The organism is Scytonema hankhaensis NUACC26 (genome assembly GCF_045865695.1).
Classification (GTDB): Bacteria; Cyanobacteriota; Cyanobacteriia; order Cyanobacteriales; family Nostocaceae; genus Scytonema.
On sequence record NZ_BAACAP010000144.1, the window covers coordinates 1 to 11,154 of the forward strand.

8 protein-coding genes and 2 CRISPR repeat arrays are annotated in these 11,154 nt (G+C 40.5%); of the genes, 3 read left to right on the plus strand and 5 right to left on the minus strand.

From position 1 onward, the window contains the following. The first annotated feature begins 123 nt into the window (after positions 1-123). Positions 124-1,764: direct repeats of the CRISPR family, unit length 37 nt; unit sequence GTTTCAATCCCTATTAGGGAGTAAGTGAAATTGCAAC. Positions 1,765-2,122: 358 nt separating this feature from the next. Then, positions 2,123-2,800, plus strand: coding sequence for a tRNA (adenosine(37)-N6)-threonylcarbamoyltransferase complex dimerization subunit type 1 TsaB (gene tsaB, locus ACKTT2_RS09660; protein WP_407886095.1), 678 nt, complete (start codon positions 2,123-2,125; stop codon positions 2,798-2,800). A gap of 94 nt (positions 2,801-2,894) precedes the next feature. Continuing rightward, a complete protein-coding gene (locus tag ACKTT2_RS09665; protein WP_407886097.1) occupies positions 2,895-3,959 on the plus strand; it encodes an FUSC family protein in 1,065 nt (354 codons plus the stop codon). Positions 3,960-4,316: 357 nt separating this feature from the next. Next, positions 4,317-5,813: direct repeats of the CRISPR family, unit length 37 nt; unit sequence GTTTCAATCCCTAATAGGGAGTAAGTGAAATTGTCAT. Between the two features lie 335 nt (positions 5,814-6,148). On the opposite strand, the gene ACKTT2_RS09670 is transcribed toward ACKTT2_RS09665, so the two are convergent. The 3 genes from ACKTT2_RS09670 to ACKTT2_RS09680 all read right to left on the minus strand — a co-directional run bounded on the left by ACKTT2_RS09670 (position 6,149) and on the right by ACKTT2_RS09680 (position 8,193). Then, the gene (locus ACKTT2_RS09670; protein ID WP_407886099.1) at positions 6,149-6,385 is read right to left on the minus strand and encodes a PIN domain-containing protein; all 237 of its coding nucleotides are present in this window, start codon (positions 6,383-6,385) and stop codon (positions 6,149-6,151) included. Beyond that, entirely contained in the window at positions 6,372-6,590 is a 219-nt protein-coding gene (locus tag ACKTT2_RS09675) for a hypothetical protein (protein WP_407886101.1), read from the minus strand. Before ACKTT2_RS09675 ends, ACKTT2_RS09670 begins: the two co-directional genes overlap by 14 nt. 340 nt (positions 6,591-6,930) lie before the next feature. Further along, positions 6,931-8,193: an aspartate aminotransferase family protein gene (locus ACKTT2_RS09680; RefSeq protein ID WP_407886102.1), complete on the minus strand. Its 1,263-nt coding sequence runs from the start codon at positions 8,191-8,193 to the stop codon at positions 6,931-6,933. Between the two features lie 136 nt (positions 8,194-8,329). Here ACKTT2_RS09680 and ACKTT2_RS09685 point away from each other — a divergent pair, with 136 nt between their 5' ends. After that, a complete protein-coding gene (locus ACKTT2_RS09685) occupies positions 8,330-9,397 on the plus strand; it encodes a potassium channel family protein (protein WP_407886104.1) in 1,068 nt (355 codons plus the stop codon). A gap of 22 nt (positions 9,398-9,419) precedes the next feature. On the opposite strand, the gene ACKTT2_RS09690 is transcribed toward ACKTT2_RS09685, so the two are convergent. Together ACKTT2_RS09690 and ACKTT2_RS09695 are read right to left on the minus strand one after the other, a co-directional pair. Next, positions 9,420-9,773, minus strand: coding sequence for a nuclear transport factor 2 family protein (locus ACKTT2_RS09690; protein ID WP_407886106.1), 354 nt, complete (start codon positions 9,771-9,773; stop codon positions 9,420-9,422). A 61-nt stretch (positions 9,774-9,834) separates the two neighbouring features. Next, positions 9,835-11,052, minus strand: a complete 1,218-nt coding sequence (locus ACKTT2_RS09695; protein ID WP_407886109.1) for an MFS transporter — start codon at positions 11,050-11,052, stop codon at positions 9,835-9,837. Between the last annotated feature and the right edge of the window lie 102 nt (positions 11,053-11,154).

Consider the following 11,154-nt stretch of genomic DNA (forward strand, 5'->3'; position numbering starts at 1 on the left):
GGGCGGCTCATAAAGACTTAAATTTATGAAGTTTGCAACTCCTCTATTATATGCAGCTTCATATTAAATTGGTATAAGTGAAATTGCAACATTTGGCATTGGCACATTATGAAGGAACTATACGTTTCAATCCCTATTAGGGAGTAAGTGAAATTGCAACTTCAGATAAGAGTCGGTTTGCTCCTGATTCCCTTGTTTCAATCCCTATTAGGGAGTAAGTGAAATTGCAACTTCAGAGATTAAGCACTGATCTGGATGGGTATTATGTTTCAATCCCTATTAGGGAGTAAGTGAAATTGCAACTTTTACAAATTATTATGGTGTCATTATCAAATATTTGTTTCAATCCCTATTAGGGAGTAAGTGAAATTGCAACAAATATCCCCATGTGCATATTCTTTAAACAATAGAAGTTTCAATCCCTATTAGGGAGTAAGTGAAATTGCAACTTAAATCTTCCCTGATTAGCGATCGCTGTTTGCATGTTTCAATCCCTATTAGGGAGTAAGTGAAATTGCAACTAGTTATCTAGGTTCAGAAAACCTTACTTACGATGTTTCAATCCCTATTAGGGAGTAAGTGAAATTGCAACGGTGCAAACCTCACAGTCAGTTTAGATGAGCTACTGCACGGTTTCAATCCCTATTAGGGAGTAAGTGAAATTGCAACAGGAACTGCAAGCACGCCTTAATAAAAAAGATTTTCGTTTCAATCCCTATTAGGGAGTAAGTGAAATTGCAACTAGAGAAAGAAGATTTTTGGAAGGCGAGCTACCAAGAGTTTCAATCCCTATTAGGGAGTAAGTGAAATTGCAACCAATGCCAAGCGTGGTACGGGGTGCTGATTCAAAAATCTGAGTTTCAATCCCTATTAGGGAGTAAGTGAAATTGCAACCGTTGTAGTCCTAGACCCTAATGGACTAGGGAAAGTTTCAATCCCTATTAGGGAGTAAGTGAAATTGCAACTTTAACCGCTCTCTGATTCCTTCCAAATCTTCAAGCACGTTTCAATCCCTATTAGGGAGTAAGTGAAATTGCAACAAGCAGATTTTTGATGCACTCCCCGACAAATTTGAGTTGTTTCAATCCCTATTAGGGAGTAAGTGAAATTGCAACTTAAGCGGATTGGTTAGTGGATTGCAGCAAGCGGGTTTCAATCCCTATTAGGGAGTAAGTGAAATTGCAACCCTTCATGCTCTACTAGGAGTCCATCTTGCTCTAATGTTTCAATCCCTATTAGGGAGTAAGTGAAATTGCAACCCGTTATCAAAACCTTGCTTACCGTGCTGGGTTTTGTTTCAATCCCTATTAGGGAGTAAGTGAAATTGCAACTTCAGGTGTGACTATGGGATTGCTACTTCGCCGAATAGTTTCAATCCCTATTAGGGAGTAAGTGAAATTGCAACTAACTGACTGCGATCTCGCCTGTTGAACAACGAGTTTCAATCCCTATTAGGGAGTAAGTGAAATTGCAACGATTCTGAAGACCCCGCTTACACTGATTTTCCAGGTTTCAATCCCTATTAGGGAGTAAGTGAAATTGCAACTCAATCTTGCTCACCTCCGTACCGCCTTCTTGGTTGTTTCAATCCCTATTAGGGAGTAAGTGAAATTGCAACTACCATAGCCGCAGCATACCAAGCCGTATTTATGGGTTTCAATCCCTATTAGGGAGTAAGTGAAATTGCAACACTTCACAGGAAATGGCAGCAGCGTAGAGACAGACTTGTTTCAATCCCTATTAGGGAGTAAGTGAAATTGCAACTGCACGAGCCTAAAACTCAATCAGTATTTGGTTGTCATGGTTCAAAATCGCGGATGGGTCAATCATAGCACGAGAAATTGAGATTGACTAGAGGAAAAATAGCTGAAATCAAGTCTGGGTAAGGTGCGCGGATGGGTCGGATGATACGATCGCCGGTATGTCTTGTACCAAAAGGAATACAGCCATTTTTCTTGTGAGGTGAATTCCAACACCTACCCATCCGCGCTTAACTGCCAGTAGTTACCACTTTTGCCAGCAGTATAGCCCCCCGTCTGAAGAAGCCAAAAATTTTCTTGTATTATTTAAATTAACCGAATCCTGGCAACGGGATAAAAGCACATCTTTATCTACACTTAACTTGACCATTCAACTACAACACCTGTCACCAACAAAATACGGATTAGCACTCCACACTACCACTCGCGAACTGGGCTTGGCAATAAGCAACTTTGCTGGAGGCACTCGTTCTCATGTTTGGTATTTAGATCGCGAGCTATCCAGCCATTTACACCAGTATTTAATTGAATTTATTCAGCCTCAAACTTGGGCTGACTTGGCGTTTATTGCAGTTGCTAAGGGACCGGGTGGTTTTACAGGAACTCGCATTGGGGTTGTGACTGCTCGTACTTTGGGTCAACAGTTGGGCATTCCCGTATTTGCTGTCTCCAATTTGGCAGCTGTGGCATGGTCACAGATTCTATCACAGCAAGCAGAAAGGTCGGAAAGTTTAAAGGAAGCTGTTATTGCCGTACAAATGCCAGCCCAACGAGGTCAAGTTTTTGGTGGTATCTATCAACCCAGTCCCAATGCTTCTGGACTAGATGTTCTACTACCAGATATTGCGATCGCACCAGAGGTATGGCAAGAGAAGTTAGCCAATTATAACAACCGTTATCAACTTGTTGAAGCCACATCTGGGTTAGCAGCAACTGTAACAAGCGTGCTGCAACTGGCATATTTAGATTGGCAAAAAGAAATGCGTCCTCATTGGTCAGAAGCGCTACCATTTTACGGTCAACACCCAGTAGATATCTAGAATGTTTTAGCAAGTTGAAAAAAGAATGCGACGGCTCGTGCTGTGAAATTTAGTCCAAGCAAAGCTTTCCCAATCCAAAATCTAAAATCCACGCATGGTATTACCAACTCTCTCCAACCTGAAAACTTGGGCTTCTACTTCTAATGGCATACTAGCTAAGATGGCACTGAAAATGGCGATCGCATCAGTTCTTGCTTTTGCGATCGCCAAATGGTGGCACTGGGAATATCCATTTTATGCTGTGATTGCTGCCATCATTGTCATGTCATCTACCCATGGTAGTACTTTGCTATTAGGATTCCAGCGATTGATTGGAACAGCTATAGGTGCTATTGGAGGAGCAATTTTTGCGGTCATGCTAGGGAGCAATGTTTGGTCATTGGGACTCAGTGTATTCTTAACTATATTTCTCAGCAATTATTGGAAATTCACAGAAGCAGCAAAGCTAGCAGGATACATATCAGCAATTGTTATCTTAAATTACAATGCGTCTCCTTGGCTTTACGCTTGGCGCAGATTTCTCGAAACCTTGCTAGGTATTGTTATTGCACTATTGGTAAATCACTTCATTTTTCCTACATCTGCAGGTGCAGAACTCAGGCGTTGCTTGTCTCAAACACTCACTCACTTGGAGCAATTCTATGCCCTAGTAGTAGACTGCGCCTTTACAGGAAGTTACGATCGCGCAACAGCCGATGAATTGAAAATATCTATCAATAGTTTACTCCAGCAAAAAAATGAGCTTTGGAAAGAAGTCCGACAGGGACAAACACGCGAGCCTGTAGAAACTCGCATAAATGAAGCGTGGGAATTTCTTGTTGGCAGGATTTGGCAGCACATTCTTACAATGGAACACACCGTACTCGTTCGAGAGCAAGATACTTTATGGCAAATTCTTTCGATTGAATTATCTCAACTAGCACGAGAAACAAGAAGTGCAATGCTCACTTTGGCAGATGCTGTTACGTCTTACAAATCTCATGTATTCTTACCGGAAATAGAAGTTGCACTTACTGATGCAACAAAGCGATTCAATCACCTACAACAACTCAAGCAAGAAGATTATCCCATTAATGAAATTCTTCGGTTTTTCACCTTCTTTTACACTATGGAAGAAGTTGGCAGAAAACTACAAAGAATGACAAATATAAGTTCGTAATTCATCATTGAGTTTTTAATTATGAATTACGAATTATAAGAGAAGGTTTTAAAAGTTATGGGCGAATAGAATTTGCTACTATATAAACAAAGTCCGCCGGAATAAAGAGGTTACCGCGTAAATATAGCGGGTTTCAATTGGGTGCAATACATCAAATAATTAAGGAACCGCAGCTTGTAGCAGATGAACACAGATAAATCTGTACTTCATTTAAGTGAGAACCGCTATAGGTTAATTCGGAACATATTGTAAAAATTATCATTTGGAGAAGAGAGCGATCGCATAAAAAAGAAGAAGAGAATTTACGCGCACTAAATTATTAAGATGTCGAAGATTGGACATAATTCTTTGATTTTAGTTTCAATCCCTAATAGGGAGTAAGTGAAATTGTCATTGCTCAGCTTAAAGCAAATCCTAGAAACCTCCTACACTGTTTCAATCCCTAATAGGGAGTAAGTGAAATTGTCATTTTACTAGCGGTGGTTGAATTGAAGGCGGTCACTGTTTCAATCCCTAATAGGGAGTAAGTGAAATTGTCATCCTTCATCGACAAGCTTGTTAGGTGACAATGATGAGTTTCAATCCCTAATAGGGAGTAAGTGAAATTGTCATTTAAAGGGGTAGCCATCTTGTGCTTGCAAAAAGCGTTTCAATCCCTAATAGGGAGTAAGTGAAATTGTCATTCTCGCAACCACGTCAAAGCAGGAGTGCGATCGTGGGTTTCAATCCCTAATAGGGAGTAAGTGAAATTGTCATCTTGATAAACTTCCTCACAGCATTGGTAAGTACATAAGTTTCAATCCCTAATAGGGAGTAAGTGAAATTGTCATCGACAATTTTTGTCGCCGCCGGTCCCGTTAAAGAGTTTCAATCCCTAATAGGGAGTAAGTGAAATTGTCATAATGCTAAAAAATTTTGTTATATTTCACTCCGATACGTTTCAATCCCTAATAGGGAGTAAGTGAAATTGTCATTTATCGTGCCGTGGTTTGTGTTTTGCGCCTCTTGAAGAGTTTCAATCCCTAATAGGGAGTAAGTGAAATTGTCATTCCTGTTATAAAATCTGTTAGCTTTATTGTTACAAGTTTCAATCCCTAATAGGGAGTAAGTGAAATTGTCATCACTCTTCTACTATAGCAACCCAGTGGGTTGTTGTCGTTTCAATCCCTAATAGGGAGTAAGTGAAATTGTCATTTGAGCTAACTATGATGGGCAGCACATTTAATTTGTTTCAATCCCTAATAGGGAGTAAGTGAAATTGTCATTATCTCCGTAAGGATACCTCTTAAAAACTGTCTGGTTTCAATCCCTAATAGGGAGTAAGTGAAATTGTCATTTTGCTTCTTCTCTTGCTGCATTAGCTTCTTGAGTTTCAATCCCTAATAGGGAGTAAGTGAAATTGTCATGTGTGAGAACTTGGAGCTTTACCATTGATTGCTGTCTGTGTTTCAATCCCTAATAGGGAGTAAGTGAAATTGTCATCACATCATATAAACTTTCCGGGATGTAAGATTATAGTTTCAATCCCTAATAGGGAGTAAGTGAAATTGTCATTTAACCAATAGTGGGTACGATCGCGAATCACCATTGTTTCAATCCCTAATAGGGAGTAAGTGAAATTGTCATAAAAATTGTCGCCGGAACTTCTTTGTCATTTGTTGCTGCTGTTTCAATCCCTAATAGGGAGTAAGTGAAATTGTCATATTTGTTTCCTTAAGCAAGGAGCGATCGCAAAGCCAAGTTTCAATCCCTAATAGGGAGTAAGTGAAATTGTCATCCTCGCCGAAGTTGCCTAATTAACGAGCGAGGTATCAGGTGTTTCAATCCCTAATAGGGAGTAAGTGAAATTGTCATGGCAGAAGCCTAAAACTCAATCAGTATTTGGTTGTCAAGGTTCAAAATCGCGGATGGGTCAATCATAGCACGAGAAATTGAGATTGACTAGAGGGAAAATGGCTGAAATCAAGTCTAGGTAAGGTGCGCGGATGGGTCGGATAGTACGATCGCCGGTATGTCTTGTACTAAAAGGAATACAGCCATTTTTCTTGTGAGGTGAACTTCAACACCTACCCATCCGCGCTTAACTGCCAGTAGTTACCACTTTTGCCAACAGTATAGCCCGTCTAAAGAAGCAGAAAGTTTTCTTGTATTATTAAGGCTCACGATAAAAGTTAACCACTCTATATTTTCTATAAAAGCTGGTAATTAAATTTGGATATTTCCTGTTCGGTAAGACGTGCTTTTTTCAACAAATTTGTACAGACTTCATTAATAACTTGCGTACTTAGTACTATGTTTGGTAATTGAACTAAAGATTTTGCTACTTCAGATTTTCGTGAATCTTCGTTATCTGAAGCAGTTGTTAGAGCATAAAACCAGACATTTGTATCTATAAAATAGACTGCATGACGTCTATCTACAGTCATAAATTTCGTCTCGCTTCAAAGGAGTTTGATTATCTACTTTAATAGGATGGTTTAGTAGATAATCAATCATATCAACTTGAGGTTGTGTTTCATCGACAAGAATAATTACTCTTACATTTTTATAGTTTTCCAATTCCTGTCTGTAACGTTCGGGAACCTCAAATAAACCATTTTTGATGTTTGCTTGAAATTCTACAGCCAACATAAAAACTTGCCTTTGTTTACTTTCTTTTTGTACTGCGACACCATAACACAATACAGTTCACTTAGCAGTATTCGATGCTGGTCGATCCCCCCTAGCCCCCCTTAAAAAGGGGGGAAAATACTTTCACTCGCCCCCTTTTTAAGGGGGTTGGGGGGAGCGTGCATAAAATTTGATACTTCTGTTGACATCCTCTTAAAGAGAATCGAGTCTTAACTGAACCGTATTGCAGCATAACACATTGAACATTTAGCGTTTCGGTGCTATTTTGACAAACTGAACCCAAGGCAAGGAGGAGTTTTTTCTTGACTTGGGTTTATTGTTGACAAATACCTATAAAACGTTATTTTGTCACCGTTGCCATTGCTTTATCAACAGCTTGCAATGCCGTGTCAATTTCCGCCTCAGTCACAATTAAAGGTGGAACAAACCGCACGACTTTAGGACCTGCAGGCACAAGCAACAAGCCTTCGTCTATGGCAGCTTTGACAACATCAGCAGCAGTTATTGGCAGATCTGCACTCAACTCCATGCCGTCGATCAGACCCCAGCCCCTCACATCTATAATTCGATCGGGGTATTTGGCTGCGATCGCTCTCAACCCAGCACGCAATTGTTCGCCTCTCTCCCTAACATTGAGCAAGATATTTTCCCGTTCCAAGGTTTGGCAAACAGCGAGGGCGACGCCACAAGCGAAGGGATTGCCACCAAAAGTGCTGGCATGCTCTCCTGGTTGGAAAACATCACAAGATGATTTACACATCATTGCCCCAATAGGAATACCACCGCCTAAGCCTTTAGCACTGGTGAAAATATCTGGCTCAACACCAAGATGTTCATACCCCCACAAGTTACCGCTACGTCCCATTCCAACTTGGACTTCATCAAAAATCAGCAAAATACCGATTTCATCACAAATCTCGCGCAACTTGCGGAAGTAAGCAATGTCCCCCGGTCGAACACCTCCTTCTCCCTGCAATGGCTCTAGTAAAATTGCTGATACGCGGTAATCCCCCTCATCAAGTTCGCTAATAGCGACTTCTACCGCATTGATATCGTTATAAGGTACGTAGTGGAAACAAGGCATTAAAGGTTCAAAGTTTCTTTGATACTTAGGTTGCCCTGTCGCCGTTACCGTTGCTAGAGTTCGTCCGTGGAAACTTGCTTGTGCTGTCAAAATGATGGGCTTTTCAATTTGCTGCACTGTATGAGCGTATTTCCGCGCCAGTTTAATCGCGGCTTCATTAGCTTCTGCCCCTGAATTGCAAAAGAAGACGCGCTCCGCGCAAGAATGTTCAATTAACCACTTTGCCAACTCTCCCTGTTCTGGGATGTAGTACAAATTAGAAACGTGGTGTATCTTTTGTATTTGTCGAGTTACCGCTTCCACCATAGCCTGGTGGGCGTGTCCTAGAGTGCAAGTGGCAATTCCAGCCACAAAGTCGAGATACTCTTGCCCCTGTGTATCCCAAACACGACAGCCATTTCCTCGTTCTAAGGCAAGGGGGAATCGTGCGTAAGTAGACATCACGGATTGATTAAAACCTTCCGTATCAAAGGGGCTAGATGGTATTATCGCTTGGTCAACCAGAGTTTGTACGCTCACTGCCCACCTCCTGAAAATTCTTCATATTACAGCGAATTGCTATTCTCTATGAAAATCTTGCAAAAAATCTTCGTACAAACATCATCTTAAGCCAGCTCTCAAATATTCTCAAACGAGTGACTTATATTACAAAACTGTGTATTCTACTCTCGAGCAAAAGTACAAACGCATTCAAAAAGAGTTAACAGCCGGGATGATTGCCCTCGGTGGTGTCTTTCTGACTGGCACTTTATGGTACAAATTCATAGAGCGCTGGTCTTGGGAAGACGCCGCTTATATGACTGTCATTACCTTGGCAACTGTAGGTTACGGTGAAACCCAACCCTTGGGAGCTCGAGGCAGGTTGTTTACCATTGCCTTGATTTTAATGGGAGTTGTTAGTATTGGTTACATTGTTAATAGATTTACTGAAGCGGTCATTGAAGGTTATTTTCAACAAGGAATTCGGCTAAGAAGACAGAGGCGTTTAATGGAATCCTTATCTGAACACTATATTATTTGCGGATTTAGTCGAACAGGTCGCCAAATTGCAATAGAATTCGGCTCTGAAGGCGTTTCTTTTGTTGTGATTGACTCCAGTTTAGAATCCGTACAAAAAGCCCAAGAACGCGGTTTTATTGTATACCAAGGAGATGCTACTTTAGATGAAACTTTATTGAAAGTTGGGATCGATAGGGCAATTTGTATCGTAGCGGCTTTACCCTCAGATGCAGAAAATTTGTATGTCGTTCTGTCAGCTAAAACATTAAATCCCAGTATTCGAGCGATCGCAAGAGCTAGTAACGAAGAAGCGTTACAAAAGTTACAACGTGCTGGTGCAGACGCTGTGATTTCTCCTTACATTACTGGTGGAAAGCGGATGGCTGCTGCTGCTCTTAGACCTCAAGTGCTAGACTTTGTTGACGGTATGCTCTCTGGGACAGACCGACAGCTTTATATGGAAGAATTTCTTCTTGACCCGACAAGCTGTCCTTTTGTTGGTCAAACTCTAGGACAAGCAAGATTGCGAGGACAAACAGGAGCATTGCTTCTCGCTATTCGTCGGGCTAATGGGGAACTTATCGGCGGTCCTACGGCTGACACGGTTTTCATGGCGGGAGATGCGCTGATTGCTATGGGTACCTCCGAGCAACTGCGTGCGCTTAACCAACTTTTGAGTCCTATTCGTTCTAAGACCTTACGGCGACCGAAAAAAGGTGAATAGGAGTTGAACATAAAGTGAAGAGTCAAATGTCCTTTACAAACCACACTTTTGTGATTTTTCCATTTTCGATCTGATAAATTGCCACTGCGGTTTTTGTTTCTAAACCATTAAAACCTGTGACCAATTCTTGATCGATCGCGATATTCCCTTCGATACATCGCGAGACCAATCGACAGTGGAGGTTAGGACTATTTTCAAAAAGTTTTTTGTATCTGTTTGCAAAAGCTTTTCCTGAGATCTCTAAAATCTCTTTTTGTGAGGGAAAAGCCAGAACAGGAACATTATCAATATAGCAGCTTAAAAATTCTTCCAGATTCCGTTCATTGTAGGCTTTAAGCTGTTTATCGACCACTTCAATAATGCTTCTATCTGTCATCGTCTTTCTCTCAATAAGTGAATAAAATTTGGACAAGAAATGCTTTTCTTAAGAAGGTTTCTTAAGCTTTCCTTGTAGCATTAATGAACGATTGACCCTTGGAAGTGAAATATATGCTTCCCAAAAGTGCTAGAACTAAACCAAACCCGATACGCAAAGCACTTAGCTCCAGCAAACCGTATTTTAAATCAAGAAGGTGTCCAATTGCAAATTCTCCGATTCCAAACAAAAATGCTAGGTAAAGAACCATACCAGATCTAACTCTTGCAACCTTGTCCTCTGGAGCGTTCTCGAGAATCTTCTTATTTGTGAGATGAAGCCATATAGCGTTGACATAAGTACATAATATGTATATTATGATATGCAAATTCTCTAAATTAAACTCTGCAAGAATTCCTAAGCCTCCACAAAGAGCTAGGATACCAGCTGATGAAACAGCAAGCATTTTGTCGTTTTGCAGTTTTTGAATGAAAAATGCGCCTATCCAAAGTGAAAACCCATAAAAAAACCAGCTAAGTGAATAGCAAATATCTTCCGGAAGCAGAGTTTGCTGGTTAGACATTTTGTAGGCATAAACCATCATTCCTGATAGTGAGACAAGAAAGACCAATTGAATACTATTCCAGGGAAAAAGCTTTTTGTACCAAAAAGATTGTACAGATAACATGAGCAGTTTAAGCAATGAGACTCCCTGCTTTGCTGTCTTGGGATACTCTTTATTATGAGAACTGTTCCTCAATATATATATGAAAATAACGAGCAGTAGCGATGTAATGGCATCAATTCCCAGTGCAGTTTCAAATTTTGCACTAAAAAAAAGCGGAATAAGAGCGCATATAATAGATGCAAAAACCATAGCTCCTTGCTGTGAAGTCAGCATATGAATGATAGCACCTTTCCCCCAAGAGCCTGCAAACTGTCCAACAATCTTGTAGGAAACAATAGAGCTAGCTCCTATAATTCCAAATCTTAACGCAGTCCAAACAATGACAAATTCATAGTTAACGTTCGCTGGAGCAAAGATTAACATTCCTAAGAATAAGATGGCTAGAATGAATTGAATTATTTCTGTTCCCATGAACTTCATAAGAACCTTGCCTTCATCAGCCCAAACACCTACCAGTAGAGCTCCCAAAAGGCTACTAATTTGACGAGTCATGCCAATTTCTCCAATCTGTCCGGTATTATCAACGATAGTTTTTAAAAAAGGCACTAACAACAGCCACATTACTGTGCTACCAATGGAGCTACCTAAGGTAATACAGAAGAGTTTCAGCATTTTCGTTTCCTCAATTATGTCAGGTAATTATTAAACTTCTTGCTTCGTGGAGATTTGAGATGGGGTAAAAGTAAAAGGGATTGAATTTTCCATTTCCCTTTT